Raw genomic sequence first — 15,073 nt, 5'->3', positions numbered from 1 at the left:
CTAGGGCCTGAGGGCCGGACAAGTGTCGCCCCAGGCCGCCCGTCTGTCGAGAACACCGTACGCCTAGGGGCGACGGCCGCCAGATGGCCCAGGTGACGGCTGAGTGACAATGCTCGCGACAAGAGAGGGACGGAACGCTCGTGCAGTGGACCTTGGTCATACCCCTGAAGCCCCTGGCGCGCGCCAAGAGCAGGCTCTCGGACACCGCCGCCGACGCGTTGCGTCCGGGCCTGGCCCTCGCCTTCGCCCAGGACACGGTGGCAGCCGCGCTGGCCAGCCCTGCCGTCGCGGATGTGGCGGTCGTCACGGACGACGCCCGGGCGGCTCGGGAGCTGATCGCCCTGGGCGCCCGCGTCGTCCCGGACGAGCCGCGCGCGGGCCTGAACGCGGCGCTGGCGCACGGGGCCGCGACCGTACGTGCCCGGCACCCCGAAAGCGCCGTGGCAGCCCTGAATGCCGATGTGCCGGCACTGCGCCCCTGGGAATTGGCCCGGGTACTGGATGCGGCCGCCGAATTCCCCCGTGCTTTTCTCCCGGATGCGGCCGCGATCGGCACGACTTTGCTGGCCGCCGCCAAGGGCCAGGAATTGCGTCCGGCTTTCGGCACGGATTCCCGGGCCCGCCACCGTGCGTCGGGGGCGGTGGAGCTGTGTCTCGCCGGGGTGGATTCCGTACGACAGGACGTGGACACCGGCGAGGACCTGCGGGCGGCGCTGGCGCTGGGGGTGGGCCCGAGGACCGCAGTGGCAACCGCGGGACTACTGATCAGGGGCCAGTAGGAACGTCCCGAAGGGGCGCGGGCCCGCCTCGCTGAGCGGCTCCGCCGAGCGGGCGCGACCAGCCGCGACGCACCCCGCACCCGACCACCAGCCACTACCCTGACGACCATGCAGGCCACCGCTTACACGTACGACGCCGACACCCGCACCGGCAGCGTGCTGCTGGACGACGGCACCCCCGTCCCCTTCGACGCCCCGGCGTTCGACGCGGGCGGTCTTAGGCTCCTGCGCCCCGGGCAGCGGGTGCGTATCGAACTGGAGGACTCCAAGGTCACCCTCGTGACCCTGCAGACCTTTTGAACCCCCTGAACACGCCGCGGGCCGGACTCCGACACGGAGTCCGGCCCGGCGCGTGAGTACCCTTGCGCCCCTACCGCTTGCGGGCGGTGGTCTTCTTGGCGGTGGTCGTGCGAGCCGCCGACTTCTTGGCGGGGGCCTTCTTGGCCGTCGCCTTCTTCGCCGGGGCCTTCTTGGCCGTCGCCTTCTTGGCGGTGGTCTTCTTCGCGGCGGTGGTCTTGGCGGCGCCCGTGGTCTTCTTGGCCGTCGTCGTCTTCGCCGTGGTCTTCTTCGCGGTCGCCGTGGTCTTCTTGGCGGTCGTCTTCTTCGCCGTGGTCTTCTTCGCGGCGGCCGTCGCCTTCTTCGCCGGGGCGGCCTTCTTCGCGGCGGCCTTCTTGACCGTCGCCGAAGATCCGCCGGTCAGGCTGCCCTTGGGCGCCTTCTTGACCGCGACGTCGTTCTTCGGGAGCTTCTTCGTGCCGCTCACCAGGTCCTTGAAGCCCTGGCCGGCACGGAAGCGCGGGACGGAGGTCTTCTTGACCCGAACCCGCTCGCCCGTCTGGGGATTGCGGGCGTACCGAGCCGGACGGTCGACCTTCTCGAACGAACCGAAGCCGGTGACCGAGACCCGGTCCCCCGCCACGGTCGCGCGGACGATGGCGTCCAGGACCGCGTCGACCGCGTCGGCGGCCTGCTGACGGCCACCGACCTTGTCGGCAATCGCTTCTACGAGCTGCGCCTTGTTCACGTCTTCCCCTTCGGAGACATTGCCCGAACGAAACTGTTCAGGCTTTTTCGCACGTTAGGCAGATATATACCGCAAATCAAACACGAAACGGGCTTATCACCCTTGTGCCGCAACGGGTTCGACTGTTGTGGACTTGTTCAGCGTTCCTCTTCGGGGAATCGACCCGCGTCGAGGTCCGCCGTGAAGGCCTCCAGACGCCTTGCCGCATCGGCGAGATCGTGCTTGGCCGCGGCCGTAATGACCAGCAGCTTCCGGGTCAGCGCCATCCGTACGCCCTCCGGGACTTGCAGTGCGCGCACTCTTGTGTGCGCTTCCTTGAGTTGGTCCGCGACTGCCGCATAGAGCTTGAGTTGGCCGTCGTGTTCCATGCACAGATTGTGCCATCTGGGGCGAGTTGTCGCCTGCTCAGGGTGCAACTGCCGCCTCAAACGGCCTTCCGGGCACTTGTGGAAGCCGCGGGTGTACAACTCGCGTACCCCGGCAACACCCCTCCTAACGTGGGAAGTTGAGGACGGTCACGAGCGGGTGCAGGGCCGTTCGGGTGCAGACACAGCCGTACCCCCGATCGGGCTGATCGGGGGTACGGCGGGGGTGTTGCGGTGGCCGAAAGTCGACCTGTTGGACGCCTGGGGATCAGACCTCGATCGTCCGCGGCTTGTACGAGGGCCGCTTGGCCTCGTAGGTGGCGATGTCTTCCTCGTTCTGAAGGGTGATGGAGATGTCGTCCAGCCCGTTCAGCAGCCGCCAGCGGGAGTTCTCGTCCAGCTCGAAGCTCGCGGTGATGCCCTCGGCGCGCACCTCGCGGGCCTCCAGGTCGACCGTGACCTCGGCCTCGGGGTCCTTCTCGGTGAGGTCCTGGAGCGCGTCCACGATCTTCTGGTCCAGAACCACCGTGAGCAGGCCGTTCTTGAGCGAGTTACCGCGGAAGATGTCGGCGAACCGGGAGGAGATGACGGCCTTGAAGCCGTAGTTCTGCAGCGCCCACACGGCGTGCTCACGGGAGGAGCCGGTGCCGAAGTCGGGGCCGGCGACCAGGACGGTCGCACCCTCGCGCTCGGGCTGGTTGAGGATGAACTTCTCGTCCTTGCGCCAGGCCTCGAACAGACCGTCCTCGAACCCGTCCCTGGTCACCTTCTTGAGCCAGTGAGCAGGGATGATCTGGTCGGTGTCGACGTTGGAGCGGCGCAGCGGGACGGCCCGGCCGGTGTGCGTGGTGAATGCTTCCATGACTCTCAGACTCCAGCGGGCACAGGGGCGTCGGACAGGTCGGCGGGCGAGGCCAGGTGGCCCAGCACGGCGGTCGCGGCGGCGACCTGCGGCGAGACCAGGTGCGTACGGCCGCCCTTGCCCTGCCTGCCCTCGAAGTTGCGGTTGGAGGTGGACGCGGAGCGCTCACCGGGAGCCAGCTGGTCCGGGTTCATGCCCAGACACATCGAGCAGCCCGCGTGCCGCCATTCGGCGCCGGCGTCCTTGAAGACGACGTCCAGGCCCTCGGAGACGGCCTGCAGACCGACCCGCGCGGAGCCGGGGACGACCAGCATCCGTACACCGTCGGCGACTTTGCGGCCCTTCACGAGCTCGGCCGCGGCGCGCAGGTCCTCGATACGGCCGTTGGTGCACGAACCTACGAAGACGGTGTCCACCTTGATGGAGCGCAGCGGCTGTCCGGCCTCCAACCCCATGTATTCCAGGGCCTTTTCGGCGGCGTGGCGCTCCGAAGCGTCTTCGTACGAAGCAGGATCGGGGACGGTCGCCGAAAGCGGCGCGCCCTGGCCGGGGTTGGTGCCCCAGGTGACGAACGGCGACAGCTCGTCGGCCTTGATGACGACCTCGGCGTCGAACTCCGCGTCCTCGTCCGACTTCAGCGTCTTCCAGTACGCGACGGCCGCGTCCCAGTCCTCGCCCTTGGGGGCGTGCACCCGGCCCTCGAGGTAGTCGAAGGTGGTCTGGTCGGGGGCGATCATGCCCGCGCGGGCGCCGGCCTCGATCGACATGTTGCAGATGGTCATCCGGGCCTCCATCGAGAGCTTCTCGATGGCGGAGCCGCGGTACTCCAGGACATAGCCCTGGCCGCCGCCGGTGCCGATCCGCGCGATGATCGCCAGGATCAGGTCCTTGGCGGTGACGCCCTCGGGCAGTTCGCCGTCGACCGTGATGGCCATGGTCTTCGGACGCACCAGCGGCAGCGTCTGGGTGGCCAGCACATGCTCCACCTGGGAGGTGCCGATGCCGAACGCCAGACCGCCGAAGGCGCCGTGCGTGGAGGTGTGGGAGTCACCGCAGACGACCGTCATGCCGGGCTGGGTCAGACCCAGCTGCGGGCCCACGACGTGGACGACACCCTGCTCGACGTCGCCCAGCGAGTGCAGGCGCACACCGAAGTCGGCGGCGTTCTTGCGCAGCGTCTCCAGCTGGACCCGGGAGACCGGGTCGGCGATGGGCTTGTCGATGTCGAGGGTCGGGGTGTTGTGATCCTCGGTGGCGATGGTCAGGTCGAGCCTGCGCACCGGGCGACCGCTCTTGCGAAGGCCGTCGAAGGCCTGCGGGCTGGTCACTTCGTGCAGCAGGTGCAGATCGATGAAGAGGAGGTCGGGCTCGCCCTCGGCGCGCCGGACGACATGGTCGTCCCAGACCTTCTCCGCGAGTGTCCTACCCATCGCTTTCCCTCCGGCCGGCAAACGGTGCGCCGGCCCAACTAGAGATCTTCAGGAAGCGGCGCCCGCACCCCCTGGTTTCCCGGGCAGCCGCCACCAGGCCCGTTGGTCCGCGGGCCCGCTGTGTATCCAAGGGTTGCGCGTCTCACGAAAAAAGGAACTTGCGTTTCACAGAGTGAGACGTGAGTATCGTTTCATGGACAACAGTAGCGGCGTCGGCGTTCTGGACAAGGCAGCCCTTGTCCTCAGCGCCCTGGAGTCCGGTCCGGCCACCCTCGCAGGTCTTGTGGCGGCCACCGGACTGGCACGACCCACGGCCCACCGGCTGGCCGTGGCCTTGGAACACCACCGTATGGTGGCGCGCGACATGCAGGGCCGTTTCATTCTCGGCCCCCGGCTGGCGGAGCTGGCCGCGGCCGCGGGCGAGGACCGCCTGCTCGCCACCGCAGGCCCGGTGCTCACGCATCTCCGTGACATCACCGGCGAGAGCGCGCAGCTCTACCGCCGCCAGGGCGACATGCGCATCTGCGTCGCCGCGGCCGAGCGGCTGTCCGGACTCCGGGACACCGTCCCGGTCGGCTCGACGCTCACGATGAAGGCCGGCTCCTCGGCCCAGATCCTGATGGCCTGGGAGGAGCCCGAGCGCCTCCACCGCGGCCTGCAGGGCGCCCGTTTCACGGCCACCGCGCTCTCGGGCGTACGACGCCGGGGCTGGGCCCAGTCCATCGGTGAGCGCGAGCCGGGCGTCGCGTCCGTGTCCGCGCCCGTCCGCGGTCCCTCCAACCGAGTCGTGGCCGCCGTCTCGGTCTCCGGCCCCATCGAGCGCCTGACGCGCCACCCGGGCCGTATGCACGCCCAGGCGGTCATCGACGCCGCCGCCCGCCTCTCCGAGGCCCTGCGCCGCACCGGCTGACGAACCCGGGACACCACAGCGGGGAGGACCTGCCCCAACGCCGCGGCAGGCCCTCCCCGTCCCCCGATCCCCCCGTCACTTGGCTTCTTCGGCCACCTTCGCCTTCGCCGACCGGTGCGCGAAGCGGTCCTTGCCGGTACGCCCCCGCCGCTCCAGCGGCACCTGACCGTGCGCCGCCGCGAGTCCGAAGGCCGGCATGTCGGCGTAGATCGACTCGTAGGACCCCTCGGGCACGACATAGGTCTCGTGCCACAGCCCGACGTGCTGCCTGGCCTTGCCCGCCTTCTCCTTGCGGTTGAGGATCGCCCACGCCCGGCGGTGGAACATGTCCGGTGCCTGCGCGTAGGCGTAGAGCTTCTCCTTGGACTCCCAGTACTGGACGACGTAGTACGTCCGCGGGTTGGCCGTCAGCAGGACATGGCCGAGCAGTCCCCGCTCGGGCGCCCTCCCCAGCTCGCGCAGCATCCGCGGCATGGCCAGGAGCACCGGGAACCAGTGGTGCACGGCCCAGAAGTGGTTGATACGCATGCCGATCAGCAGGACGACCACATCGCCCTCGGCGTCGGCTGTGGTGCGACCCGGTACCGGCTTGGCGAACATGACGAGCCCCCGTTTCCCCTGTCGGACAGCGGCACTATCCTTCTGAGCAATGCTTGGATAGTGGCACTCCCCAATGAAGGGCGCAAGACATGCGGCTGGCCGAACTGAGCGAGCGCAGTGGGGTGTCCACGGCGACGATCAAGTACTACCTGCGCGAAGGGCTGTTGGCCCCCGGCCGCCAGATCAACACGACGACGGCCGAGTACGACGAGGAGCACCTGCGCCGGCTGAGGCTGATCCGCGCGATGATCCAGGTGGGCCGGATGCCGGTGGCGACGGTCCGGGAGGTGCTGGGGCATGTCGACGACGATTCGCTGCCCCGCGCGATGCGGCTGGGCGCGGCGGTGTGGGCCATGCCGCAGGTGCCGGAGCCGGACGCTGACGACGAGTTCGTGCGGGGGGCACGGGCCTCGATGGAGGAGCTGCTGCGGACGCTGGGGTGGTCCAACGCCCAGGCCCTGACGTCGATCTCGCCCTCTTTCCGCTCCCTGGTGGTGGCGACGGCCGCACTGCGCCGCCTCGGCTACGACTGGGATCCCGAGACCCTCGTGCCCTATGCCCGGCTCATGCACCAAGTGGCCGAGCTGGACATGGAGTTCATGGAGTCGCATGTCTCGGAGGCCGAGAAGGCGGAGGTCGCGGTGCTGGGTGTGGTGCTCGTCGAGCCGATGCTCCGGGCGCTGCACCGGCTGGCGCAGGAGGAGGAGTCGACGCGGAGGTACGGCTACGAGTAGGCGCCGGGCACGGCGAAGGCCCCCCACCGAAGTGGAGGGCCTTCCCTGTACGTACCCCCGACCGGATTCGAACCGGCGCTACCGCCTTGAGAGGGCGGCGTGCTAGGCCGCTACACAACGGGGGCCCTAGCGATCCTGCGTTTCCGCAGTTCCGAGCTGGTCTACCTGGACTCGAACCAAGAATGACGGTACCAGAAACCGTAGTGTTGCCAATTACACCATAGACCAATAAGGTTTAAACCTTTTCGTACCCCCGACCGGATTCGAACCGGCGCTACCGCCTTGAGAGGGCGGCGTGCTAGGCCGCTACACAACGGGGGCCCTAGCGATCCTGCATCGAGATCGGCGGGAGCTACCCTGACCATCCTCGCGGGAAGGATCTGTACCCCCGACCGGATTCGAACCGGCGCTACTGCCTTGAGAGGGCAGCGTGCTAGGCCGCTACACAACGGGGGCTTTGCGGAATCGATCTCCGCTGCAGATGAGCTCTGCGAGCTGGCCTACCTGGACTCGAACCAAGACTAACTGAACCAGAATCAGTCGTGCTGCCAATTACACCATAGGCCACTGGAACGCAAGCCCCGAAGGGGATCTTGTTCTAGTTTGCTCCGTCGGTCCCGGCCTTTCGGCCCGGTCTCCGGCGGCGCAGGAAGAACATTACCCGAAGGTGGACGGGGCTCCAAAACGGGTATCCGCGCCGAGGAGGGCGGGGAGTTCGGCGAGGCTGGCGATCCGGTGCAGGCCGACGGGTGCCGTCCCGGCCGTGTACACGCCGTCGCGGTCGATCCAGAAGGAACGCAGGCCGGCCTCGGCGGCACCGCGTCCGTCGATCTCCGGATGGTCACCGACGTACGCCACCTCCCCCGGAGCGAGTTCCAGGGCCTCGCAGGCCGCGTGGAAGGCACCGGCCTGCGGCTTGGAGACGCCGAGTTCGGCGGCGCAGAGGACGGCCTCGAAGCGGTCGTACACGCCGAGGGCGCGCAGTTTGCGGTCCTGGACGTGGATGCTGGAGTTGGAGAGCACCGCGTGCCGGTGGCTGTCGGCGAGGGCGTCCAGGACGGGCAGGACGTCCGGGAAGAGGGTCCAGACCGTCTCGTAGTGGGCGATGTACCGCTCGAACCAGGCGTCGGCCTCCGCGTCACTCAGTTCCGCGGCGAGGAAGGCCCGCACCCGGTCCCGGCGCTGGCCCTGGAAGTCGACCTCCCCCGCCGAGAACCGCGCCCACTGGGCGTCCGTGATCTCCCGCCAGCTCACGATGGCCTGCTCGGCGCTCTCGTACGCCTCCGACAGCCCCTCGGCCGCGAGGTGCAGACGCATTCCGGCGCGGTCGGCACCGGTGTAGTCGAAGAGGGTGTCGTCCACGTCCCAGACCACGGCACGAATGCTCATGATCCGACCGTAACCCGGGAGTTGCCGCCCTGTCCGGGGTACGGCGAAGGGGCGGCACCCGGTGACCCGGTGCCGCCCCTCACGTGCGCGTGCGTCACGCGGTCAGCTTCACCAGGGCCGCGTCGATACGGGCCAGGGTCGTCTCCTTGCCCAGCACCTCCAGGGACTCGAAGAGGGGCAGGCCGACCGTGCGGCCGGTGACGGCGACCCGGACCGGGGCCTGGGCCTTGCCGAGCTTGAGGCCGTGGGCCTCGCCCGCCGCCAGAACCGCCTCCTTGAGGGACTCGGCGGAGGTCCAGTCCGCCGACTCCAGCTTCTCGCGGGCCGTACGGAGCAGGGCGTCGGAGCCCTCCTTCATCGCCTTGGTCCAGGACGCCTCGTCGAAGACCGGCTCCGCCAGGAACAGGAAGTCGACGTTGTCCGTGATCTCCGAGAGGACCTTCAGACGGGTCTGGGCGTGCGGCGCGATCGCGTGCCACTTCGACTCGTCGAAGTCCTCCGGCGCCCAGGGGGCGAACGGGGCCCGCAGCCAGGGGGCGCAGCGCTCGGTGAAGTCCTTCACGTCCAGCAGGCGGATGTGGTCGCCGTTGATCGACTCGCACTTCTTGAGGTCGAAGCGGGCCGGGTTGGGCTGGACGTCCGCGACGTCGAAGGCCGCGACCATCTCGTCCATCGTGAAGATGTCCTGGTCGGCCGAGAGCGACCAGCCGAGGAGGGAGAGGTAGTTGAGCAGCCCCTCGGGCAGGAAGCCGCGCTCGCGGTACAGGTTGAGCGAGGACTCCGGGTCGCGCTTGGAGAGCTTCTTGTTGCCCTCGCCCATCACGTACGGCAGGTGGCCGAAGGACGGGGTCCGCTTGGCGATGCCCAGCTCGGTCAGTGCCTTGTACAGGGCGATCTGGCGCGGGGTGGAGGAGAGCAGGTCCTCGCCGCGCAGGACGTGGGTGATCTCCATCAGGGCGTCGTCGACGGGATTCACGAGGGTGTAGAGGGGCGCCCCGTTGGCTCGTACGATCCCGTAGTCCGGCACGTTCTCCGGGGTGAACGTCAGCTCACCGCGGACCAGGTCCGTGAAGGTGATCGTCTCGTCGGGCATGCGGAAGCGGACGATGGGCTCGCGGCCCTGCGCCTTGTACTCCTCGACCTGCGCGTCGGTCAGCTCGCGGCAGTGGCCGTCGTAGCCGGAGGGCCGGCCGGCGGCGCGGGCGGCCTCGCGGCGGGTGTCCAGCTCCTGCTGGGAGCAGTAGCAGTGGTACGCGTGACCGGCGTCCAGCAGCTTGCCCGCGACCTCCTTGTAGAGGTCCATGCGCTGCGACTGGCGGTACGGGGCGTGCGGGCCGCCGATCTCGGGGCCCTCGTCCCAGTCGAAGCCCAGCCAGCGCATCGAGTCGAGCAGCTGCTCGTAGGACTCCTCGGAGTCGCGGGCCGCGTCGGTGTCCTCGATGCGGAAGACCAGGGTGCCCTGGTGGTGCTTGGCGAACGCCCAGTTGAACAGGGCGGTGCGGACCAGGCCCACATGGGGGTTACCGGTGGGCGAGGGGCAGAAACGTACGCGGACGGGTGCGCTAGCCACGCTTGACAACCTTGTTGGTGAGAGTGCCGATGCCTTCGATGGTGACGGCGACCTCGTCGCCGACGGTGAGCGGCCCGACGCCTGCCGGGGTGCCCGTGAGGATCACGTCGCCGGGGAGCAGCGTCATGGCCTCGGAGATGTTGACGATCAGATCCTCGATCGGGTGGATCATCTCGCTGGTGCGGCCGAGCTGGCGCTGTTGGCCGTTGACCGTGAGCTGGATCGTGAGATCGGAGGGGTCGAGGTCCGTCTCCACCCAGGGGCCGAGCGGGCAGGAGGTGTCGAAGCCCTTGGCCCTGGCCCACTGCTTCTCGCGCTTCTGGACGTCGCGGGCGGTGATGTCGTTGGCGCAGGTGTAGCCGAGGATGACGTCCTTGACGCGGTCGCGCGGGACCTCGCGGCACATACGGCCGATGACCACGGCCAGCTCGGCCTCGTGGTGGAGGTCCTGGGAGAAGGACGGGTACTGGATCTCGTCGCCGGAGCCGATCACCGAGGTGGACGGCTTGAAGAAGGCGAACGGCGCGTCGGGGACCTCGTTGCCCAGTTCCCGCGCGTGCTCGGCGTAGTTGCGGCCGTAGGCCACGACCTTGTTGGGGAGCACCGGCGGCAGCAGCCGGACCTTGCTCAGCGGGACCTTCGTACCGGAGAGCTCGAAGTCCGCGAACGGGATGCCCTTGATGATGTCGAGGACGAGCTCGTCCGGCTTGTCGCCCTCGACCGCGCCGAAGGCGACGTTCCCGTCGATGGAGAATCTGGCGATGCGCACGGGATCCTTGCGCCCCTCACTTGAGCTGTCTGGAGTCTGACGCTCCAGGCTAACGCGGCAAGGGGCCGGCGCCTCGCGCATCGGGGCGGGCGCCCCGACGGCTCTGCGAGCGTGATCTACTCGGCGGTGGCGGAGACCGGGACGTCCATCAGGATCGTGCGGCGCGGGTTGGCGGTCTGGGCCGGGAGGTCGACCGAGTGCTCCGGGAGCTCCGGGGTCTGCAGGTCGTCGGCGTCCTCGAGGTGCGCCAGCGTCGTGCGCCGCGGGTTGGCTATGTTGCGGAACATCATCGTCGTCTTCACGGTTGTACAAGACCTTGTCGTCTTAGGGCGCCGCATGGGTCCCAAGGGGCCCCGGGTGGGCGCGGGTTGTCAAAGTGTTACGTCATGTAAAGCGTCAGGCTAAACATGCGATTCCCCTCCGAAGGCGTGAAGACCCCATGATCTGCATGTGAGTTTGCTCACGAGGTGGGACGCAAAGCGGTCAATTCAGGCCCGCAACCCACCCCAACGAAACGGACATTGACCCCCTGAAGCCACCATTCCGCTCCTGATCATGGCGACTGGGACACCCTTGTCCCACAAGGGATCCGTTCGGGTACGTCCGCTTTTGAGTGGATCACTTCCTACGTCTCGTAACCCGCCCCTCACGTGCTGTCACGGAAGTCACAGCCTGGCCTACGGCCCTTGTTGGAGATCCTGCACTGTGCTGGAATCTCACGGACCGCCGCAGGAACGAGCCGGCGCACTGGGGGCGCTCCGCGCGCCGGGTGGCGGCGAGTAAGGGGGAGCCAGCGCCGGTCACTCACGACCATCGGGGGGCGTAATTCAGGGCGCCCCCTAGTACGCCGACACCGTGTCCTTCCGTTCACTCGGAGGGGCGCCTGGTCCAGAGGTTGCGACGCTAGTGCAGGGACGTTTCAAGAGGGATGGCAGCGCTTCGGCGGAGCCGGAGCCGCACGGCGGGACTGGCCCGAAAGGCGGCTCCGCGCCCCAGCACGCCCAGAACCAGGGCCAGGCGGCCACGTCCGGTGACGGGGGCGAGCGCTCCGGTCGACCCGGCGCGGCGTCCTCCGGACCCGCGAACCCCGCCGCCCCGACGGTGAAGGCGCCCAAGGGCCCGACCGGACCCGGCTCGCGAATAGCGCTGCGCAACTGGCGGATCTCCACCCGCCTGGTGTCGCTGCTCGCGCTGCCCGTGGTCGCGGCCACCTCGCTGGGCGCCCTGCGCATCAGCGACAACATGGACGACATCCAGCAGCTCGAGAACATGAAGCTGCTGACGGACATGACCAAGCAGGCGACGGCGCTGGCCGACGCGCTCCAGAAGGAGCGCGACCTGTCCGCCGGCCCGCTGGCGCACGGTTCCAGCGCGACCGAGTACACGATCAAGGGTCTGCGCGACAAGACGGACCGCGCCCTCGAGGACTTCGTCGACTCCTCGGAGGAGGTCGGCGACGAGGGCAACGGCCTCCAGGGCATCCGCGACAACGTGGTGCTCCTGGTCGGCAACCTGCGCGGTATCGAGAAGATCCGCAACACCGCGTACGAGCAGAAGAACAACTCCACCCAGACGGTGGAGGCCTACCACCGCCTCGTGACGCAGCTGCTGGACCTCTCGCGCGACATGGCGCAGGCGACCAGCAACCCCGAGATGATCCAGCGCACGCGTGCCCTGGCGGCCTTCTCCGCCGCCAAGGAGTACTCCTCCGTGCAGCGCGCGGTCCTCGCGGCGGCGCTGCCCGCGAACAAGACGACGTTCGGCGACCTCTCCGAGAACGACCGGCTCTACGGCCAGTCGGCTCTCACCAACGAAGAGGCCGACATCAAGAGCTTCCAGGTCATCTACGGCAAGACCAGCGCCGTGGAGCTCATGGAGCCCATCAGCGACAACAACTCGACCATCCAGTCCGCCGACACCTACGCCAGCCGGGCCCTGAACGCCCAGGACGGCCTGGAGAACCTGGACAAGCGGTCCTACCAGGACTGGGTGGACGACAGCTCCTCCAAGATCGACCAGATGGGCAAGATCGAGCACACGCTGCTCGAGGAGATGGAGCAGAAGGCCCGCGAGCTGCGCAACGAGTCGGAGCAGGAAGCGATCATCTCCGGTGCGCTGATCCTGCTCGTGCTCGGCATCTCGCTCGTCGGCGCCTTCGTGGTGGCCCGGTCCATGATCCGCTCGCTGCGCCGCCTGGAGGAGACCGCCACCAAGGTCGCCACGGACCGGCTGCCCGAGCTGGTCAAGCAGCTGTCCGAGTCCGACCCGCAGGACGTCGACACGTCCGTGGAGTCGGTCGGTGTGCACTCCCGGGACGAGATCGGCAAGGTGGCCGCGGCCTTCGACGACGTGCACCGCGAGGCGGTCCGCCTCGCCGCCGAGCAGGCCCTCCTCCGGGGCAACGTCAACGCGATGTTCACCAACCTCTCGCGCCGCTCCCAGGGTCTTATCCAGCGCCAGCTGTCGCTGATCTCCGAGCTCGAGTCCCGTGAGGCCGACCCGGACCAGCTGTCCTCGCTGTTCAAGCTGGACCACCTCGCGACCCGTATGCGCCGTAACGGTGAGAACCTCCTGGTCCTCGCCGGTGAAGAGCCCGGCCGCCGCTGGACCCGCCCGGTCCCGCTGGTCGACGTGCTCCGCGCCGCCGCCTCCGAGGTGGAGCAGTACGAGCGCATCGAGCTGGCCTCGGTGCCGACCACCGAAGTCGCCGGCCGCGTCGTCAACGACCTCGTGCACCTCCTCGCCGAGCTGCTCGAGAACGCGACCTCCTTCTCCTCACCGCAGACCAAGGTCAAGGTCACCGGTCACGCGCTGCCCGACGGCCGCGTACTGATCGAGATCCACGACACCGGCATCGGCCTCTCCCCCGAGGACCTCGCGGCGATCAACGAGCGGCTCGCCTCGCCGCCCACCGTGGACGTCTCGGTCTCCCGCCGCATGGGTCTGTTCGTGGTCGGCCGGCTGTCGCAGCGGCACGGCATCCGCATCCAGCTGCGCCCGTCCGACTCCGGTGGTACGACCGCGCTGGTCATGCTGCCCGTCGATGTCGCCCAGGGCGGCAAGAAGCCGCAGCCCAAGCCCGGCCAGGGTGCCGGTGGCGCCCCGTCCGCCGCACAGGCGTCCGCCGGTGTGGCCGCGGCCCGTCGTGGCCCCGGCCAGCAGGGCGGCGCGTTCGGTGCGGGTGCGCCCCTCGGTGCCGGCGCTCAGCCCGGTGGCCGGCTCAATGCCGGTCAGGGGCCGCGGGCCGCGCTGCCGGGCACGGGCAACGGCGGTCGTCCGGGTGCGCCGGGTGGCGCGCGCGGACCCCAGGCCCCCTCGGCTCCTCCGCAGGGCCGGCCTTCCCCGGCCGGTGCGGGCGCCGGGTTCGGCGGTCAGGCGCCGGGTGCCCCGCAGGGTCTGCAGGCCGCGGGCACCTCCGCGCCGCAGGACGCCTTCGGTGGCGGCCGCGGTCCCGTACCGCCGCAGCAGTCCGCTCCCTCGGGCAACGAGCAGCAGGGCCGTCGCCGTGGGCGTCAGCTCCCGGGCCGTGGCGGTCCGCGGGCCGAGCTGCCCGGCGGCAACCCGCAGCAGCCCCGGACGCCCAGCTGGAGCGACGAGAACGCGCAGCCGCAGATCTCGCACACCTCGCTCGACACCCCGCGCGGGCATGACGAGCAGGACTCCGCGCAGACGTCCCGTATGCCGCGGATCGACGACCGGCAGGGCCCGGGCGCGACCACGGAGATGCCCGCGATCCCCCGGTCGGACGGCCGCCAGGGTCCCGGCTCCACCTCCGAGTTCGCCCGCCCGGACTTCGACGCCCCGCAGAACACCGGTCAGTTCGCCCGCTCCGAGTACGACGCCCCGCAGAACGGCACGGGTTCGTTCGTCCGCCCGGACGTCTTCGGCACCGCGGGGCAGAACAGCCCCTCGGCGACGGGCCCGTTCACGGTTCCGCAGGGGTACGACAACGGCTCCACGGGCCAGTTCCCGATGCCGGGCCAGGACAGCGGCTCCACCGGCCAGCACGCGCTGCCGGGTCAGCAGAACCCGCAGCACACCGGCCAGTTCGAGCGCCCGCAGACGAACGGCGGACGTGGTCCGGCCGACTTCGGCGCCCCGCTTCCCCCGGTCCCGCCGCGTCCGCAGCGTCCCGCCCGTCAGGAGCCCGAGGCGCTGCCTCCGGCGACGAGCGCGGGCGACGGACGGACGCCGCTGTACGACACCCTGGAGACCAACTGGTTCCACGGTCAGCAGGCCGGCCAGCAGGATCAGCAGGGCAGCGCTCCGGCTCAGGCCCCGCAGCAGCCGCAGACTCCCGCGGCTCCCCAGTCCTCCGCCTCCGCTCCCCAGCGGACCGCGGCCAACTCCTCCTGGCGCAGCTCGCCGAACGACGATCTCGTCCGGCAGGCCGAGCGGGTCAGGCAGCCGGCCGCGGGCGGAGTCACCACCTCCGGCCTCCCGCGCCGGGTGCCCCGGGCGAACCTCGTCCCGGGCACGGCTCAGCAGCAACAGCACCAATCCGGTCCGGCGGTCTCGCGTGCGCCTGATGACGTACGCGGCCGGCTGACCAATCTCCGTCGGGGTATCCAGCAAGGTCGTCAGGCCGGCACCGGCCAGACGGGCAGCTTCCCGAGCCCCACTCACCAGCAGGAGCGTTAG

14 protein-coding genes and 5 tRNA genes are annotated in these 15,073 nt (G+C 69.5%); 5 read left to right on the top strand and 14 right to left on the bottom strand.

Annotated elements, in window-relative coordinates; translation table 11 throughout:
* Window positions 1–140: 140 nt before the first annotated feature.
* Together cofC and OG381_RS32640 are read left to right on the top strand one after the other, a co-directional pair.
* Window positions 141–779, top strand: a complete 639-nt coding sequence (gene cofC / locus OG381_RS32645) for a 2-phospho-L-lactate guanylyltransferase (protein WP_327719598.1) — start codon at window positions 141–143, stop codon at window positions 777–779.
* A 108-nt stretch (window positions 780–887) separates the two neighbouring features.
* A complete protein-coding gene (locus tag OG381_RS32640; RefSeq protein ID WP_307025440.1) occupies window positions 888–1,079 on the top strand; it encodes a hypothetical protein in 192 nt (63 codons plus the stop codon).
* A 70-nt stretch (window positions 1,080–1,149) separates the two neighbouring features.
* Here the strand turns inward: OG381_RS32640 and OG381_RS32635 are convergent, their stop codons facing one another.
* The 4 genes from OG381_RS32635 to leuC form a co-directional block, all read right to left on the bottom strand.
* On the bottom strand, window positions 1,150–1,803 hold the full coding sequence (locus OG381_RS32635; RefSeq protein WP_327719597.1) for an HU family DNA-binding protein: 654 nt from the start codon (window positions 1,801–1,803) through the stop codon (window positions 1,150–1,152).
* A gap of 137 nt (window positions 1,804–1,940) precedes the next feature.
* On the bottom strand, window positions 1,941–2,171 hold the full coding sequence (locus tag OG381_RS32630) for a hypothetical protein (RefSeq protein WP_046258874.1): 231 nt from the start codon (window positions 2,169–2,171) through the stop codon (window positions 1,941–1,943).
* Between the two features lie 265 nt (window positions 2,172–2,436).
* Window positions 2,437–3,030 (bottom strand): 3-isopropylmalate dehydratase small subunit, encoded by a 594-nt coding sequence (gene leuD, locus OG381_RS32625; protein ID WP_327719596.1) that lies wholly within the window; start codon window positions 3,028–3,030, stop codon window positions 2,437–2,439.
* A gap of 5 nt (window positions 3,031–3,035) precedes the next feature.
* The gene (gene leuC / locus OG381_RS32620) at window positions 3,036–4,460 is read right to left on the bottom strand and encodes a 3-isopropylmalate dehydratase large subunit (RefSeq protein ID WP_307025447.1); all 1,425 of its coding nucleotides are present in this window, start codon (window positions 4,458–4,460) and stop codon (window positions 3,036–3,038) included.
* A 193-nt stretch (window positions 4,461–4,653) separates the two neighbouring features.
* Between leuC and ndgR the strand changes: the two genes are divergently transcribed.
* Window positions 4,654–5,370: an IclR family transcriptional regulator NdgR gene (gene ndgR, locus OG381_RS32615; RefSeq protein WP_007384919.1), complete on the top strand. Its 717-nt coding sequence runs from the start codon at window positions 4,654–4,656 to the stop codon at window positions 5,368–5,370.
* Between the two features lie 75 nt (window positions 5,371–5,445).
* Here the strand turns inward: ndgR and OG381_RS32610 are convergent, their stop codons facing one another.
* Window positions 5,446–5,970 carry a DUF4188 domain-containing protein gene (locus OG381_RS32610; protein ID WP_327719595.1) on the bottom strand — a complete coding sequence of 175 codons (525 nt, stop codon included), beginning with the start codon at window positions 5,968–5,970 and terminating at the stop codon, window positions 5,446–5,448.
* An 89-nt stretch (window positions 5,971–6,059) separates the two neighbouring features.
* Between OG381_RS32610 and OG381_RS32605 the strand changes: the two genes are divergently transcribed.
* A complete protein-coding gene (locus tag OG381_RS32605; protein ID WP_327719594.1) occupies window positions 6,060–6,704 on the top strand; it encodes a MerR family transcriptional regulator in 645 nt (214 codons plus the stop codon).
* 52 nt (window positions 6,705–6,756) lie between these two features.
* Here the strand turns inward: OG381_RS32605 and OG381_RS32600 are convergent.
* From OG381_RS32600 to OG381_RS32560, 9 genes are all read right to left on the bottom strand, one after another.
* Window positions 6,757–6,829, bottom strand: a tRNA-Glu gene (locus tag OG381_RS32600).
* A 31-nt stretch (window positions 6,830–6,860) separates the two neighbouring features.
* Window positions 6,861–6,932, bottom strand: a tRNA-Gln gene (locus OG381_RS32595).
* 20 nt (window positions 6,933–6,952) lie between these two features.
* Window positions 6,953–7,025: transfer RNA gene (locus OG381_RS32590), tRNA-Glu, on the bottom strand.
* Between the two features lie 62 nt (window positions 7,026–7,087).
* Window positions 7,088–7,160, bottom strand: a tRNA-Glu gene (locus tag OG381_RS32585).
* Between the two features lie 39 nt (window positions 7,161–7,199).
* Window positions 7,200–7,271, bottom strand: a tRNA-Gln gene (locus OG381_RS32580).
* Window positions 7,272–7,361: 90 nt separating this feature from the next.
* Complete coding sequence (locus tag OG381_RS32575; protein ID WP_327719593.1) at window positions 7,362–8,093, bottom strand: HAD family hydrolase; 732 nt, start codon at window positions 8,091–8,093, stop codon at window positions 7,362–7,364.
* A gap of 94 nt (window positions 8,094–8,187) precedes the next feature.
* Window positions 8,188–9,672, bottom strand: a complete 1,485-nt coding sequence (gene gltX / locus OG381_RS32570; RefSeq protein ID WP_327719592.1) for a glutamate--tRNA ligase — start codon at window positions 9,670–9,672, stop codon at window positions 8,188–8,190.
* Window positions 9,656–10,432: a fumarylacetoacetate hydrolase family protein gene (locus tag OG381_RS32565; RefSeq protein WP_327719591.1), complete on the bottom strand. Its 777-nt coding sequence runs from the start codon at window positions 10,430–10,432 to the stop codon at window positions 9,656–9,658. The genes gltX and OG381_RS32565 overlap by 17 nt, the downstream gene beginning before the upstream one ends.
* Before the next feature lie 116 nt (window positions 10,433–10,548).
* Complete coding sequence (locus OG381_RS32560; protein ID WP_046258883.1) at window positions 10,549–10,734, bottom strand: hypothetical protein; 186 nt, start codon at window positions 10,732–10,734, stop codon at window positions 10,549–10,551.
* 604 nt (window positions 10,735–11,338) lie between these two features.
* Here OG381_RS32560 and OG381_RS32555 point away from each other — a divergent pair.
* Entirely contained in the window at window positions 11,339–15,073 is a 3,735-nt protein-coding gene (locus OG381_RS32555) for a nitrate- and nitrite sensing domain-containing protein (RefSeq protein WP_327719590.1), read from the top strand.

The organism is Streptomyces sp. NBC_00490, from assembly GCF_036013645.1.
Lineage (GTDB): Bacteria > Actinomycetota > Actinomycetes > Streptomycetales > Streptomycetaceae > Streptomyces > Streptomyces canus_F.
This window is presented reverse-complemented; position numbering and strand designations above follow the sequence as displayed.

What these genes read in the sequence shown, in the direction of transcription:
- OG381_RS32640 (WP_307025440.1), top strand. Translation starts at nt 888, where the DNA reads ATGCAGGCCACCGCTTACACGTACGACGCCGACACCCGCACCGGCAGC.
- OG381_RS32630 (WP_046258874.1), bottom strand. Translation starts at nt 2,171, where the DNA reads ATGGAACACGACGGCCAACTCAAGCTCTATGCGGCAGTCGCGGACCAA.
- leuD (WP_327719596.1), bottom strand. Translation starts at nt 3,030, where the DNA reads ATGGAAGCATTCACCACGCACACCGGCCGGGCCGTCCCGCTGCGCCGC.
- leuC (WP_307025447.1), bottom strand. Translation starts at nt 4,460, where the DNA reads ATGGGTAGGACACTCGCGGAGAAGGTCTGGGACGACCATGTCGTCCGG.
- ndgR (WP_007384919.1), top strand. Translation starts at nt 4,654, where the DNA reads ATGGACAACAGTAGCGGCGTCGGCGTTCTGGACAAGGCAGCCCTTGTC.
- OG381_RS32610 (WP_327719595.1), bottom strand. Translation starts at nt 5,970, where the DNA reads ATGTTCGCCAAGCCGGTACCGGGTCGCACCACAGCCGACGCCGAGGGC.
- OG381_RS32605 (WP_327719594.1), top strand. Translation starts at nt 6,060, where the DNA reads ATGCGGCTGGCCGAACTGAGCGAGCGCAGTGGGGTGTCCACGGCGACG.
- OG381_RS32575 (WP_327719593.1), bottom strand. Translation starts at nt 8,093, where the DNA reads ATGAGCATTCGTGCCGTGGTCTGGGACGTGGACGACACCCTCTTCGAC.